This window comes from Vibrio sp. Isolate22, from assembly GCF_022398115.1.
In the GTDB taxonomy this organism is placed as follows: domain Bacteria; phylum Pseudomonadota; class Gammaproteobacteria; order Enterobacterales; family Vibrionaceae; genus Vibrio.
In genome coordinates this window covers 24,672-39,808 of sequence record NZ_JAKEUW010000012.1, presented here as the reverse complement: position 1 = coordinate 39,808, position 15,137 = coordinate 24,672, and the positions used below count along the sequence as shown (strand labels likewise).

Here is a 15,137-nt window from a genome sequence, read left to right as displayed (position 1 = left end):
CCTAACGTTTAGTTTTATTCTGTAGAATATACTATACCAATCTAACAAATTAGACGACTATTTTTAGCCGTCTAACTCTATTAAGAATTTGGCGATTACTGAGATTTCTCAGCGATGAATTTTTCTACGCAAGCTTCAATTTCAGCAGCTGTAGGTAGAGATAGTGCTTCGTCAGCCATAGCTTTAACTTCTGCGAAGTTAGAGTTACGGATTACTTTCTTAACTTTAGGGATAGAGATGCCGCTCATAGAGAACTCATCTAGGCCCATACCAAGAAGAAGCAGTGTTGCACGCTCATCACCAGCAAGCTCACCACACATACCAGTCCACTTACCTTCAGCGTGTGATGCGTCGATCACTTGCTTGATTACTGTAAGAACAGCAGGAGATAGCGGGTTGTATAGGTGAGAAATCATTTCGTTACCACGGTCTACCGCAAGAGTGTATTGCGTTAGGTCGTTAGTACCGATAGAGAAGAAAGATACTTCTTTCGCTAGGTGGTGTGCGATTGCAGCTGCTGCTGGAGTCTCAACCATTACGCCGATTTCGATGTTTTCATCGAAAGCTAGGCCTTCAGCGCGAAGTTCAGCTTTGTACTCTTCGATTGCTTTCTTCAGTTCACGGATCTCTTCAACAGAAATGATCATTGGGAACATGATGCGTAGTTTACCGTGTGCAGATGCACGCAGGATACCACGTAGTTGGTCACGTAGGATTTCACGACGATCCAAGCTAATACGTACTGCACGCCAGCCTAGGAACGGGTTCATCTCTTGTGGAAGATCCATGTATGGTAGATCTTTATCGCCACCGATATCCATAGTACGGATGATCACTGACTCACCGTTCATTGCTTCAGCTACTTCTTTGTAAGCAACGTATTGCTCTTCTTCAGTAGGAAGTGCGTCACGGTCCATAAATAGGAATTCAGTACGGTACAGACCAACGCCTTCACCGCCATTACGCAGGATACCGTCACAGTCTTTTACTGTACCGATGTTACCGCAAACTTCTACACGGTGACCGTCTAGAGTTTCAGCATGTAAATCTTTTAGTTTTGCTAGTTCAGCCGCTTCTGCTTCGAAATCTGCTTTGATTTTCTTAGCTTCTGCTAGTTCAGCTTCAGAAGGGTTGATGATGATCTTGTTGTTCATCGCGTCTAGCACAAGCATGTCGCCGTTCTTAACTTGCTTAGTGATATCGTTAGTACCAACGATAGCTGGAAGCTCAAGAGAACGTGCCATGATTGAAGTGTGAGATGTACGACCGCCGATGTCACAAGCGAAACCAAGAACGTAGTCTAGGTTGATTTGTGCAGTTTCAGATGGCGTTAGGTCGTAAGCTACTAGGATAACTTCTTCACTGATGTCTGATAGAGACACAATGTTGATGCCTAGTGCGTTTTTAACGAAACGAGTACCGATATCACGGATATCAGTTGCACGTTCTTTTAGGTACTCATCATCAAGAGATTCAAGCGCACAAGCTTGCTCTTCGATCACAGTGTGGATCGCGTTGTCTGCGTGCATTTTTTCTTTCTTGATGAGTGCTAAAATCTCTTCTTCTAGCTCTTCATCTTCAAGCAGCATGATGTGGCCTTCAAAGATTGCTTCTTTTTCTTCGCCAAAAGTTTCAAGTGCTTTTTGCTTAACAACTTCAAGTTGTTGAGCTGATTTGTTACGAGCGTCAAAGAAACGCTGTACTTCTGCTTCAACTTGGTCGTCAGAGATAGATTGAGTGTTTAGGACAATTTCATCTTCTTGAAGTAGTAGTGCTTTACCAAAAGCAATACCAGGAGATGCTAGGATGCCTGAAATCATAGCCTTACCTTAGTTGTTCAACTGTAAACGGGAGAGTGTGTGACTTTAAGTCGTCGACTAATGTCGCGCTTATTCCTATCTATTTCGAACAAAGCCACTTTGCTATGCAAAATGGCTTTGAAAGAAGGAGACCGTATTAGTGTAGTTGATCCATAAGAGCAACTAGGTGGTCAACTGCTTGCTGAGCTTGAGGACCTTCAGCTGAAATAGTTACGTTAGTACCTTTTACTAGGCCTAAAGTTTGTAGTTTGAACAGGCTTTTCGCGCTAGCGCTTTTGCCGTTAGAAGTCACTGTGATGTCAGCGTCGAAAGATTTTGCTTCTTTAACGAACTGTGCAGCTGGACGAGTGTGAAGACCGTTTTCTGCTGTGATTTCTACTTGCTTCTCGTACATTTTATATACCCCAATTAATTTATTTTTTGTAAGTTTGTAACCAGTTTAGCTTAACTGCTTTAGCCCAAATGCGCTAGAGGCTAGTACGCCATGTTCGTGTTAGAACTTAGACTGGTTATAAATTTTTATCCAGCCATGGTCATCTTTTGTTGAGGACTCACGACCTTCAGAATCTGTTTATTGCTTCTTTTATTTTGAAGCGAAAAATAAAACAGACCCGATATTACCAAAGGTGGGGCAGGGATCAACAAAAAAGCCCCTAAACGGGGCTTTTTTGGACGAAAAATTGATTTGACCACATATTATTGTTGGTTCTCTTTTTCCGTAAAGATACCTGCAAATAGAGCTGTACTTAGGTAACGCTCACCAGAGCTTGGAAGTACGGTTACAATAGTTTTTCCTGCAAATTCAGGTAGTTCAGCAATTCTGTTTGCTGCAACTACTGCTGCGCCAGAAGAGATACCTGCAAGAATACCTTCTTCCTTCATTAGTCGCTGAGCCATTTCAATTGCTTCTTCAGAAGTTACTGACTCGACGCGGTCGATAAGTTCTAAATCTAAGTTTCCAGGGATGAAACCTGCGCCGATACCTTGGATTTTGTGCGGAGCTGGTTTGATTTCTTCGCCTGCAAGCGCCTGTGCGATTACTGGAGATTCTGCTGGTTCTACTGCTACAGAAGTGATGGCTTTGCCTTTTTCACCTTTAATGTAACGACTTGTACCAGTAATAGTACCGCCTGTACCTACACCAGCTACAAACACGTCAATTTCGCCGTCTGTTGCTTCCCAGATTTCAGGACCGGTTGTTTGCTCGTGAATTTGTGGGTTAGCTGGGTTGTTGAATTGTTGTAGTAATAGGTATTTGTCTGGGTCTGAAGCAACAATTTCTTCTGCTTTAGCAATCGCGCCATTCATGCCTTTTGGTGCTTCAGTTAGAACTAGATTTGCGCCCAGTGCTTTAAGCAGCTTACGACGTTCTAAGCTCATTGACTCCGGCATCGTTAGCGTAAGTTTGTAACCGCGTGCTGCTGCTACGAACGCCAGTGCAACACCTGTATTACCACTGGTTGGCTCGACAAGTTCGATACCTGGCTTAAGGGTACCTGCTTTTTCTGCTTCCCAGATCATATTCGAACCGATACGACACTTAACACTGAAGCTAGGGTTACGAGCTTCGATCTTAGCTAGGACGTTACCTTTGCTTACTTTGTTTAGGCGGACTAGAGGTGTATTACCAATCGTTAGGGTGTTGTCTTCGTAGATCTTGCTCATGCGATATTCCTTCATTTAATGACAGCACTAAACGTATGTATATCAATCACTTTACCGTCTAGTGTCTTTCGATGTTTGTTTAGCTTGAATTTAGATTAAACAAGTTGAAAAAAAGGTAAAAGGATTAAAAAGTTATATCATATAGATATGTAGCAGAATTGACGCCTATCTACAGTGAAATCAGAACTTCAAATAGATAGGCGAATACAGAGGGAAGAATTAGCGAGAGCGTAGAGCTAGGTCTTTAAATTCAGCAACCCACATTGCAGTTGCACCACACACAGCAACCGGCATTACAATAAGGTTGAGAACGGGAATGGTAGTAAACACAGAAACAAGTGCACCAAAGCTATAGCTCTTACCTTGTTTTTGTTTCAAATTATTTCTCATGTCATCAAATTTGATTTTATGGTTGTCGAATGGGTAGTCGGCGTATTGAATCGCTAGCATCCATGCGGTGAAGATGAACCATAAAAACGGCGCAACGGTTTGACCGAGTGCCGGAATCAATAAAAGTAGGAATAAACCGATCGCTTTTGGCAGAACGTAGACAAGCTTGCGCCATTCTCTTGCTAAAATGCGCGGAGTATCTTTTAAAACATCGAGCAAACCATCGTCATTGACTTTTTTACCGCTAAGCAGCTCTTCGACTTTTTCTGAGAGTAGTCCGTTGAAAGGAGCAGCAATGAAATTGGCGAGTGTGCTGAAGAAATATGAAAAGGTCGCCAAAACGGTTAATACCAATAATGGCCACAAAACATATGACAACCAAGATAAGAAGCTCGGTAGACCTTCCATCCAACCTTCAATCCAAGTGTTTAGATTCGAGAAGATATAAAAAAGCGCGCCGCCAACGAGTAACACGTTAGCAAGAAGAGGAAGCAGTACAAATTTGCGAATGCTCGGAGACAACGCGATCTTTATACCGAAAACAAAATAGCCAAAGCCAGAGCGGGGAACAGATTCAATAGTCATATTTAATTAAGGTTACATGTGAATTTGGTTAAATAGCAAACACGTCTAGTGTACTCGACCGAAATTAAGAAAAAAAGCGTGGCGAAAATCACACCATCTAAGGAACTAATTGTATTAAGTTGTTCTAAAACAGTGGCTACTTTTGATAGAGTAGTGAGATTGGTCAAATTAACCCAACTTAGTGACAGCGTCTTCCCGCTAGTTGACTAAGAAAGCTGAGAGCGAAAAATGCAGGAATTGCGATTTGTACTCATTATTGTTGGCGCATTAGCTATCGCCGCATTATTGTTCCACGGTTTGTGGACGAGTAAAAAAGAAGGGAAAGCAAAGTTTGGAGATAAGCCACTTGGCAAGCTAGACAATGATAGCTTAGACGATGCTGAAACCATCCCAAACCGTTCATTCGCCCCAGAAGATGATTTTGAGATAATCCGAAAAGAGCGTAAAGAGCCGGATTTTGCAGTATCGCCGTCTGCGGCTGATCCGCTGATCGATTCTGATCCGCTTACAGCACCACAACCAAAAGAAGAGCAACAAGACGATATTGAGTTGAATGATTTGCCTTCTTTCAGTGTTGAAGACCCTATTAAGGTTGATAGCGAACCGGAACATGTTGAACAAGCGGTAGAACCAGAGGTTCCTAGCTTCGAACTGACCGATGAGCAAAAAGAAAGCCATGCAGGTTTTAAAGAGCAGTACGGTTCTTTTGAAGAAGTTGCAGCTGAACAAGTTGAAGAGCCTATAGTCGCAAGTGAGCCAATGGCTTCACAACAAACTTTTACTGCAAGTGAACCATTCGCAGCAAAAGAGAGTGTTGCTCCACAAGCAGCAGCTCCCGTTGAAGAAACAAAGCAAGATGAAGAGTTAGGCTTAGAGGTGATTGTCCTTAATGTTCACTGTGCTGGAGAGATCCCATTTGTTGGTACTGAACTTTTCCGCAGCATTGAGAACAATGGCTTAACTTACGGTGAGATGTCTATTTACCACTGCTTTGCACAATCAGCTGATGAGCCTAAGGTTATCTTCAGTGTCGCAAATATGATGCAGCCTGGTACTTTAGAGCATGATGATCCAGCTGACTTTACGACTAAAGGTATTTCGTTCTTCATGACATTGCCATGCTATGGTCAAGCTGATCAAAACTTCAATGTGATGTTGAGTGCAGCACAGAAGATTGCTGATGATATGGGCGGAAACGTTCTGGATGAATCACGCAACCTAATGACACCAAACCGTTTATCAGACTACCGCAAACAGATTAGAGACTTCATGTCGGCAGCGAACGCTTAGCCATATTGTTTAGCCTAGTAAATAATCTATATTTATAGAAAAGGGCTCCTAAGGGAGCCCTTTTTGATATTTCAATCACGACAGAGAATGATATGAAAGAATCGATTCAAGTGACCTTAGAGCAGTTAAGAGAAACTCTGCACTATCATGCCGTTCGTTATTACGTAGAAGATAGCCCAGAGATCCCTGATGTTGAGTACGATCGATTAATGCAACAGTTGCTAAAGATCGAAGAAGAAAATCCAGAGCTCATAACCGTGGACTCACCGAGCCAACGTGTTGGGGGTCAGCCACTAGATGGCTTCACACAAGTGACTCACGAGATCCCAATGCTTTCTCTGGATAATGCATTCTCTGATGAAGACTTGGATGCGTTTAATAAGCGTATGTCCGATAGAGCACCAACCGCGAATCTTAAGACTTTCTGTTGTGAGCCTAAACTCGATGGCCTCGCTGTGAGCTTGCTTTACGTGAATGGGACATTAGTTCAAGCAGCGACTCGTGGTGATGGCGCGACGGGTGAGAACATTACTGAAAACGTACGTACCATCAGTTCGATTCCACTTAAGCTACAAGGTGAAGGTTGGCCAGAACGTATCGAAGTCCGTGGTGAAGTGTTCATGCCAAAAGCCGGCTTCGATAAACTGAACGAAATTGCGCTGAAGAAAGGTGAGAAAGTCTTTGTAAACCCACGTAATGCCGCAGCAGGTAGCTTGCGTCAGCTGGACTCTCGTATTACCGCAAAACGCCCATTAGCTTTCTATGCTTACAGCGTAGGTGTGGTTGAAGGTGCAGAGCTCTCAAGTAGCCATTACCAACGTTTCTTACAGCTAAAAGGCTGGGGACTGCCAATGTGTCCTGAGACGAAGCAACTTAGTTCACTTGAAGACGTAAAGGCATATTATCAAGACATTATGACTCGTCGTGATGATTTGGCTTACGAGATCGATGGTGTGGTGATTAAAGTCGATGATATTGCGGCGCAAGAAGTGCTTGGCTTTGTTGCTAGAGCACCTCGCTGGGCGATTGCCTATAAGTTCCCGGCTCAAGAAGAGATCACTCTGTTAAACGACGTTGAGTTTCAGGTGGGCCGTACCGGCGCTATTACGCCGGTGGCTAAACTAGAACCTATCTTTGTCGGCGGTGTAACGGTAAGCAATGCCACGCTGCATAACGCCGATGAGATTGCTCGTTTGGGTGTCAAGGTTGGTGATAGCGTCATTATCCGCCGTGCTGGCGACGTGATTCCACAGATTGTTGCGGTTGTACAAGACCGTCGCCCTGAGACGGCTAAAGACATTGTTTTCCCTGATGCATGCCCTGTATGTAGTTCTGCGGTCGAGCGTGTAGAAGGCGAAGCTGTAGCGCGTTGTACAGGCGGTTTGGTGTGTCAAGCTCAACGTAAAGAAGCGCTTAAGCACTTTGTATCTAGAAAGGCGCTTGATGTTGATGGTCTTGGCGTGAAAGTCATAGAGCAGCTTGTCGATCGCGAGATGGTCGAAACACCAGCAGATCTATTTAAACTCAGTGCAGGTGTGATTACGGTGCTTGACCGTATGGGGCCTAAATCGGCTCAAAACGTGGTGAGCGCGTTGAATAAAGCGAAAGATACGACGTTAGCGCGTTTCCTTTATTCACTTGGTATTCGTGAAGTCGGTGAAGCGACAGCGATGAACTTAGCGCAGCATTTCAAGACATTAGAGCTAGTACAAGCGGCAACTCATGAGCAGCTCGTTGAGGTGTCCGATATTGGTGATATTGTTGCTAGTCATATTACGGCTTTCTTCTCACAAGAGAAAAACCGAGCGGTCGTTGAACAGCTTATCGAACTGGGTGTGAACTGGCCTGTAATTGAAGATGCGCCAGATGACCAAGAATTACCTCTAGAGGGTAAAGTGGTTGTGCTAACGGGTTCGCTGTCTCAATTGGGCCGAAGTGAAGCGAAAGCGGCACTTCAAGCGTTAGGAGCCAAAGTAACAGGCAGCGTATCTAAGAAAACCGATATCCTATTTGCCGGAGAAGCGGCAGGTTCTAAATTAACCAAAGCACAAGATTTAGGTATCGAAATAAGAACCGAAGAAGATCTAATTGCTCTTCTTTCGTAAGTAAATTCAGGTAAAAAAAGCTCAAAGGCACTCCTTTCAAGGGAGTGCCTTTTTTGTGTTTGCTATAAAAATGGTGGCTTTTTAATTGTTGAGAATTTTGTTCCTATACGAACTACAAAATCAGGACAGTGACGGTGCTCAACATTAATGAAATAGCGTTCTAGTTGTATCAGAAATGCGAGTTATATCTATTTTTATAAAAGCAAGCTTTTCTTAAGTTGCTGTTTTATATGGGTTTATTTGTTGTTGTGTGTGGCCTTTCTAATTTATCGATCTGGATCACTAAGTACATGGTAAATTTGCACCAACTCATATTTTTTTAGATGAAAATTAAGTTCTCATTGATCTTTTTGAGGGCGAAGTTAGTCTTAATGCCATGGATGCACGATGTGTATACCCAGAAAGGAAATAGAGAATTCAGCGTTAAGGATTCTCAAACAAGAAAAGGTATTTCTCTCTACGGCGGCCAACTTTAGGTGGGGAATATTCAAACAGCTATATCCATTTTTAGGAGTTTTATTCCATGGAAAACAAAATTTTCAAACGTACTCTACTAGGTGCATCCGTTGCACTTTTATCGACAGGCGTAATGGCGAAAGAAGTTGGTATCAACTCTGACTTCAACGTTGACGTATACGGTGTTGCAGCTATCTCTCTAGTTAACTACAACACAACTGATAACAACGACTCTAGTACTGGTTACGCTGTAGAGAACGAATCTCGTATCGGCTTCCGTGCTCATAAAGATATGTTTGATGATGTATTAATCACAATGCAGATCGAATCTGGTTACGTAGATAGCACAGACTGGTCTCACGGTGGTGTTTCAGGTGGTGTGCTAGGTTTCCGTGATACTTTCATCGGTGCTTCTGGCTCTTGGGGTAACCTACGTGTTGGTCGTGTTCTGACTCCACTATACGAAATCGTCGACTGGCCATTCTCTAACCCTGGTCTAGGTTCTGTATTCGATTGGGGCGGCATCAACGGTCACTACGATCGTCAATCTAACCAAGTTCGTTACGATTCAGCTAAATTTGGCGGTTTCTCTTTTGCAGCTTCTGTTGGTCGTGACGATAACGACAACGGTGGTGGCGCAGCAACTCGTGACGCAAACTTTGTTGGCGCAAGTGCTAAGTACAGCTTCGAGAAAGTAACATTAATGGGTGCAGTTGAATCTGGTACTCGTGTCGTTGCCGCGTCTGGTGGTGATTGGTCTTTTGATGAAAACGGTAACCCAGAACAGGCTCCTGAAGTCGCTGGTTACGATGATGATACATTCGCATACATTGTTGGTTTCGAAGCTAGCCTACCAGCAGGTTTCGGTTTCGCTGCAGCATATAAAGGCGAAGAGCTAGACAACGGTATTCGTAAAGTAACTCAAGACTCTTACTCTATCATCGGTCAATACTGGAACGGTCCAATCGGTTTCAAACTAGGTTACGCAGCTAACCTTGAGTCTGAAACAAATGGTTCTAAAGACGCAGATTCAGACAGCAACACTATCTCTGGTCAGCTAATGGCAGTTCATAACGGTTTCGTACCTTACCTACGTGTAGCGGGTCGTACAGTTGGTGACGCTGATACAGATATCGTAACTCGCGTTGGTCTTGAATACGGTTTCTAAGCTAGAATCTTTAGCTTAAACAGTTAGATAAAAATCAAAACGCTGGTAAATTTTGTTTGCCAGCGTTTTTCCATAGTGAACATAAGGAATTAGTCATAATGAATAAAGTTAGTGTAGTCGTATTATCATTATTTTTGGGAGCTTGTAGTTCACTCGATTCACAAAGTAATTTTGCAGACTCAGTTGCTGATGTACAGCCCAAAGGTGGTTACATTAAAGTAACCGGTCAATCTTACGTAGCAGAAAATAGAGCAAATGTAGGCGCAGACATTCTCAAGTCGTCGCTTTACTTTACATACAATAAAGAAGTAACACCGAATACAGCCCCAGAATCTTCAATTACTATGGACGTGAGTTACTTCCAAAGTTATAAAGAGTACGAAACGGTTAGTTTTTTTGGCAAGACGATAGAACTAGAAGAAAGACAAGTACCAAGAGAAAGCTGCAGCGAGCACTGTACTAAGACTCAATATATTAAATTTCCACTAAGTGATGCTGATATTCAGCAAGCAAGAGAAAAGAATTTAGAATTTACGCTTGAAGGCCAAAACTCAGTAATGAGTACGACTTTTATCGTGCCGAAAGCGTACATCGACACAATTTATAACGGTGCAAATAATCATACAGCTATTGCGGTTGCTCCAGTCGCGGCTGTTCCAGTAGCAGCAGTAGTTGCTGAAGAGCCAAAAGCATCGCAAGCGCAAGAGATGGTGAATTACTGGTATGGTGAAGCAACTAAAGAAGAGCAATCTGCAGTGACAGATTGGGCATTCAAGAATCGTAAGAATGCGAACCCAGCACCATTAGAAGGCTCTAAAGAGATCGAAATGGTTTCTTACTGGTTTAACAAACTAGATAGAGAAGAAAAATCTCAGACGATGATTTGGTTATTAGAGCAAGAGTAAGCCTTTAACCTAAGCTCCAAACTATGTTTTTCAACCGCAGTATTGTATAACAGCAGTACTGCGGTTTTTCATTTTAAGCTTACAGGTAATATTGTGAATATTGGTGAAGTAGCTAAACGTGTTGGTACAACAGCGAAATCCATTCGTTTTTACGAAAGTAAAGGCATGATGAGCCCTCCACATCGTTCAGAAAATGGCTACAGGCAATACGGTGAGATTCATATCGAGCAGCTAGAGTTCGTGCTCAGAGCAAAAATGGTTGGGTTCACACTTGATGAGTGTAAATCCTTAGTTGAGTTAGCCATGAACCCCAATAGACAGAGCTTTGAAGTAAAACAGAAAGCGACTCAGAAGTTAGATGAAATAGAATTGAAGCTTGCGGAGCTCAATAAAATGAAGGCCCAATTGCAATCGTGGGTACATGACTGCCCTGGTGATGCTTCTACGGATTGTCCTATCTTAAACAATTTATCCGGCCGTACTTAGACCATTTCAGTAATAAATATTAGTCAGGCTGTAAATGATATTGCTAGCCTGACTTACCTACCTATCACAGCACTTTTCCGCCGTAATGTTTACAGATCAGTAGTGGTACATGAGTGACCGCGTTACCATCTGAACACTTAACAATAGGTCCCATATTACCGTTACCAGGTGATTGACTGCTCGCTAGAGCGCTTCCGAATGATAAGCTAAAAATAGCCGTAACAATGATTAGAAAATGTCTCATACAAACTCCATTAGTTTTATCTCCGATTGAGATAAGTGAAAGTATGGACAAGGTGAAGAAAATTTCAAAAATTTGACGGACTTAACATTTTTAATAATTATAATTAAGCGATAGTGAGGCGAACTATTCATATGTATTTTGGCTAACAAACTTGGCTTTCTTATGCCTTTTGGATTCATTCAAATTTTTTAGCTTTATGAAATAAGAACTTATTTTATTATCAATTAAATCTATCATAATGATATTTAAAATATTATTGATGAATGAAAATGAAAAAAGCCTGCATTTATTGAAAATGCAGGCTTATTATATTCAAAAATCATAAAGGTTCTATTATTAGAACTATTCCGTCTAAAGCAACAATCTTTATTTCTGTGCCAGATGGAATATCTTGACTAGCTTTCGCTGACCAAGAAGAGTCTCCGAATTTAATACGACAGCTACCTTTCTTTACGTCTTCACTAAGGATTAGCGTCCGACCTACCAGCTGCTTTTCTCTTTGGTTGAGCTCTCTATTTGAATCTGACTGTTTATCACTAGATAGTTGTCTTCTCCACCATAGCCAAGTAGTGATTAATGAGAAGCTAGCAAAAGATAGCCATTGCATCTGCCAACCGATTGGTAGAGCTCCCAAAAGGGCGCCGACCAACATGGCTGAGATACCAATCCACAAAAAGTAACCAGCAGTTCCAACCAGTTCAAGTGCAAGCAATACTAGACCAAACGCTAGCCAATGCCAGTGGTTTACTTGTTCTAGTAATTCGACCATAAGTTAGTCCTTACTATTTGTATCATTCTTATGTGTGAACATCTCTGCGATACCCGCAACAGAGCCCATTAGGCCAGTCGCTTCAAGTGGTAGCATGATTATCTTACCGTTTTCTGCTTGTCCAATTGACTTCAATGCTTCGGTATAGCCTTGTGCAATAAAGTAGTTCACGGCTTGCATGTCACCCTGAGCAATTGCGGTCGATACCATTTCTGTTGCTTTTGCCTCGGCTTCTGCCGCACGTTCACGTGCTTCTGCTTGAAGTATTGCAGCTTGCTTTTCACCTTCAGCTTTTAGAATTTCTGATTGCTTGTGACCTTCAGCTTTAAGGATCTCTGCTTGTCTTACGCCTTCTGCTTCTAAGATATCGGCACGCTTGTTACGTTCCGCTTTCATCTGAGCATTCATCGCTGCAGTTAGGTCTGCTGGTGGCTGCACGTCTTTAATTTCGATACGGGTAACCTTTACGCCCCAAGGGTTGGTGGCTTCATCCACGATGTTAAGAAGCTTGGTGTTGATCATGTCACGTTGACTTAGCATCTCATCAAGTTCCATTGAACCAAGTACCGTACGGATGTTAGTCAACGTTAGGTTACGAATCGCGTGCTCGAGGTCGTTGACTTCATACGCAGCTCTTGCAGCATCGATTACTTGTACAAAACACACCGCATCAATAACTACATTGGCATTGTCTTTAGAGATAACTTCTTGCGCGGGTATATCAAGAACCCGCTCCATCATATTGATTCGCTGACCGATTTTATCAATAAATGGGATGATTAAGTTAAGGCCTGGTTTTAGCGTATGTGTATAGCGCCCGAAGCGTTCTACAGTCCAGTTGTTGCCCTGTGGAACGGTTTTTACGCCTGCGAAGATAAAGAGCAACGCGACGACAGTAAAGACGCCAATAGTAATCAAGGTATCAATAGGCATACAAAGTCCTTTGCAAGTTTAAGTTTTGAATCGTTTATTACTCATACTGGCGCATATTTAAAGTGGGGGCAAATTTATAAATGAGAAATGGGCCATAAAACATTGATTTTATGGCCCATTATGAGTTTTGCATTCAAAAAGCTTATGAGTTGCTTTGTTGAATTTGTATTTGATTACTTACTGTATAGGTATCAGGAACCTGATTAGTAAAGTAGAGAGTAAAGCTGGCGACGGTACTTGCTAGCAACAGGGTTGCCTTGTCCAAGTGCACTTAGAATATCCATGAACTCTTTTTTCATGTCTCCATCAAGAGCATTGAGGTCTTTGACTAGGAAAGACCACAGTAGGTCCATTGCTTCTTCACTGCGGTTTACTTGATGGTATTGCAGTGCCAATTCTGATGCGGTTTTCGCATCGCTTGGATTTTGTTTAAGCGCCGCTTCTAATGCTTGGATCTCTGGGCTATCGGCTGCTTGCTTATGAAGTTCAAGCTTGGCGACTAAGCCTTTGTAGTAGTTGTCTTGGTACTCGAGTGGAATTGTTGCCAATTGAGCCTCTGCAAGGTCAAATTGCTGGGTTTCTAGTAGGCACTCTGCAATGGCCAGTTTAACTTCACCTTTGTTCGTTAGTTCTACCGGAAGCTGCTGCATAGCCGCTAAAGCTTGAGTGTGCTCACCAGCTTGCATTTGCTCAAGTGCTTGGCGTAGCGCCAATTCATCTTGGCTTGGCAGGTGTTTGCCAAGCATTTCCACAATTGCTTCAATGCGCTGCGGACCACCTAGGCCATCGACAGGTTGACCGTTAACAAACAGTGCAATAGTAGGCAGTGCTTGAACACCAAATTGGCTAGCAATGGCTTGCTCTTGTTCGCAATTTAATAGTGCGAGCGTGAATGCACCATTGTATTGCTGAGTTAAGGTCTGTAGTTCAGGAATGACTTGAGCACTCTCTTGGCTCATTGGTGCCCAAAAATGGATGAGGACAGGGGTCTGCATCGAACTTTCTAGTACTTGACGAAAGTTCTGCTCATTAAGTTCAACAATATGCGGAGATTGCATTTACGTTCCTTGAGATTTGTTTGGGGATACGTTGCAAATATGGGGTGATAAGCGGGTAACTTCAAGATCTAACTGGGGTATCTAGGATAAAAAGAAGCAAAAATAGAAAAACGCCATGCTCCAATGTTGATAAAGTTGTTAGCTCAACATGGAAGACACAGCGTTCTCAGTGAGGTGGTCAGTGAGGTATTACGTAAGATACTCAAAACAGAATAAACAACGTAATTGCCAGACTCAGACCTACCAAATTAAGGCGGTTTAAAGTCATGAAGTATCCAAAGGGTTAGTCCATCAATTGGGGATAACTGATGAGATAGGCTAAATCATGACATCTTATTGTTACGAATAAATTACATCGTTACATTAAAGTTTGCGACTGTTCATTCAAAGTTAGTAATTTATGCGGCTTTTCTGAGAATAGGGTCTAGCAAACGGCTCGGCAGTAATCTTTTCAATACAGCGAACACTTTAGTAGGAGTGGTTACTCTGTACCTTAGCTTGGGTTTATCGGCGGTGAGCGCGTGATAAACAGGTTCGATACAACTTTCGGCAGGCAAAACAAACGCGTTATTCGATGACTCTTTCTCAAGTCGGTCTTTTTGTTGTTGGTAAGCATTTTGATGAACACTGCCTTCTATGTTAATCCACTTATTGAAAGCTTTTAAGGCGTTGGTTCGAAATTGGGTTTCGATTGGACCGGGTTGGAGTAATGAAATGTGTATGCCACTGCCATGCAGCTCTAAACGCAGAGTATCTGTCCAACCTTCAATTGCGAACTTTGATGCGTTATACGCACCACGATATTTCATCGCAGCAAAGCCGAGTACCGAACTGTTTTGGATAATACGCCCTTCACCACGCTCTCGCATATGAGGCAGGATCTGGCAAACGAGGTGGTGCCAACCAAAGAAGTTGGTTTCGAACTGTTCTCTTAGCCCTTGCGTCGGTAGATCTTCTAAAGCACCAGCCTGACCATAAGCCCCATTATTGAACAGGCCATACAGTCCATTTGCTGCTAGCTCGATGGCTTGTTTCGCTCCGTTCTCAATACTTTCCTTGTTGGCAAGGTCCAACTGAATACAGGTGAGACCTTCTTCTTGAAGACGTTGAACATCTAGTGGGTCGCGGCAAGATGCGATGACATGAAAACCGCGTTTGTGGAGTGCGTGAGCACAGGTGTAGCCAATGCCAGTTGAGCAACCAGTGATGAGAATCGACTTGTTCACACTTAATCCTTTATCAGAGCTTCTTTGCTCTTAGAGT

At 42.8% G+C, this 15,137-nt stretch carries 14 protein-coding genes; 5 read left to right on the top strand and 9 right to left on the bottom strand.

What is annotated here, in order from left to right:
• Nucleotides 1-95: 95 nt before the first annotated feature.
• The 4 genes from ptsI to cysZ form a co-directional block, all read right to left on the bottom strand.
• Nucleotides 96-1,820, bottom strand: coding sequence for a phosphoenolpyruvate-protein phosphotransferase PtsI (gene ptsI / locus L1D55_RS09155; RefSeq protein ID WP_128159726.1), 1,725 nt, complete (start codon nucleotides 1,818-1,820; stop codon nucleotides 96-98).
• Nucleotides 1,821-1,956: 136 nt separating this feature from the next.
• Entirely contained in the window at nucleotides 1,957-2,214 is a 258-nt protein-coding gene (locus L1D55_RS09150; protein ID WP_004734263.1) for an HPr family phosphocarrier protein, read from the bottom strand.
• A gap of 302 nt (nucleotides 2,215-2,516) precedes the next feature.
• Entirely contained in the window at nucleotides 2,517-3,485 is a 969-nt protein-coding gene (gene cysK, locus L1D55_RS09145; protein ID WP_008224684.1) for a cysteine synthase A, read from the bottom strand.
• 219 nt (nucleotides 3,486-3,704) lie between these two features.
• Nucleotides 3,705-4,460 (bottom strand): sulfate transporter CysZ, encoded by a 756-nt coding sequence (gene cysZ / locus L1D55_RS09140; RefSeq protein ID WP_239917219.1) that lies wholly within the window; start codon nucleotides 4,458-4,460, stop codon nucleotides 3,705-3,707.
• A 228-nt stretch (nucleotides 4,461-4,688) separates the two neighbouring features.
• On the opposite strand from cysZ, the gene zipA reads away from it, so the two are divergent.
• The 5 genes from zipA to cueR all read left to right on the top strand — a co-directional run bounded on the left by zipA (nucleotide 4,689) and on the right by cueR (nucleotide 10,870).
• Complete coding sequence (zipA, locus tag L1D55_RS09135) at nucleotides 4,689-5,750, top strand: cell division protein ZipA (RefSeq protein WP_239917218.1); 1,062 nt, start codon at nucleotides 4,689-4,691, stop codon at nucleotides 5,748-5,750.
• Nucleotides 5,751-5,842: 92 nt separating this feature from the next.
• Nucleotides 5,843-7,855: an NAD-dependent DNA ligase LigA gene (gene ligA / locus L1D55_RS09130; RefSeq protein ID WP_239917217.1), complete on the top strand. Its 2,013-nt coding sequence runs from the start codon at nucleotides 5,843-5,845 to the stop codon at nucleotides 7,853-7,855.
• A 523-nt stretch (nucleotides 7,856-8,378) separates the two neighbouring features.
• Nucleotides 8,379-9,479, top strand: coding sequence for a porin (locus L1D55_RS09125; RefSeq protein WP_239917216.1), 1,101 nt, complete (start codon nucleotides 8,379-8,381; stop codon nucleotides 9,477-9,479).
• A gap of 98 nt (nucleotides 9,480-9,577) precedes the next feature.
• On the top strand, nucleotides 9,578-10,384 hold the full coding sequence (locus L1D55_RS09120) for a DUF2057 domain-containing protein (RefSeq protein WP_239917215.1): 807 nt from the start codon (nucleotides 9,578-9,580) through the stop codon (nucleotides 10,382-10,384).
• A 93-nt stretch (nucleotides 10,385-10,477) separates the two neighbouring features.
• Nucleotides 10,478-10,870: a Cu(I)-responsive transcriptional regulator gene (gene cueR / locus L1D55_RS09115; RefSeq protein WP_004737861.1), complete on the top strand. Its 393-nt coding sequence runs from the start codon at nucleotides 10,478-10,480 to the stop codon at nucleotides 10,868-10,870.
• Between the two features lie 64 nt (nucleotides 10,871-10,934).
• On the opposite strand, the gene L1D55_RS09110 is transcribed toward cueR, so the two are convergent.
• The 5 genes from L1D55_RS09110 to L1D55_RS09090 all read right to left on the bottom strand — a co-directional run bounded on the left by L1D55_RS09110 (nucleotide 10,935) and on the right by L1D55_RS09090 (nucleotide 15,100).
• On the bottom strand, nucleotides 10,935-11,114 hold the full coding sequence (locus L1D55_RS09110) for a hypothetical protein (protein ID WP_004737863.1): 180 nt from the start codon (nucleotides 11,112-11,114) through the stop codon (nucleotides 10,935-10,937).
• Nucleotides 11,115-11,433: 319 nt separating this feature from the next.
• Nucleotides 11,434-11,883, bottom strand: a complete 450-nt coding sequence (locus tag L1D55_RS09105; protein ID WP_239917214.1) for an NfeD family protein — start codon at nucleotides 11,881-11,883, stop codon at nucleotides 11,434-11,436.
• Nucleotides 11,884-11,886: 3 nt separating this feature from the next.
• The gene (locus L1D55_RS09100; RefSeq protein WP_004737866.1) at nucleotides 11,887-12,816 is read right to left on the bottom strand and encodes an SPFH domain-containing protein; all 930 of its coding nucleotides are present in this window, start codon (nucleotides 12,814-12,816) and stop codon (nucleotides 11,887-11,889) included.
• Between the two features lie 203 nt (nucleotides 12,817-13,019).
• On the bottom strand, nucleotides 13,020-13,874 hold the full coding sequence (locus tag L1D55_RS09095; protein WP_239917213.1) for a co-chaperone YbbN: 855 nt from the start codon (nucleotides 13,872-13,874) through the stop codon (nucleotides 13,020-13,022).
• A gap of 398 nt (nucleotides 13,875-14,272) precedes the next feature.
• Nucleotides 14,273-15,100 (bottom strand): SDR family oxidoreductase, encoded by an 828-nt coding sequence (locus tag L1D55_RS09090; RefSeq protein WP_239917212.1) that lies wholly within the window; start codon nucleotides 15,098-15,100, stop codon nucleotides 14,273-14,275.
• Nucleotides 15,101-15,137: the final 37 nt, after the last annotated feature.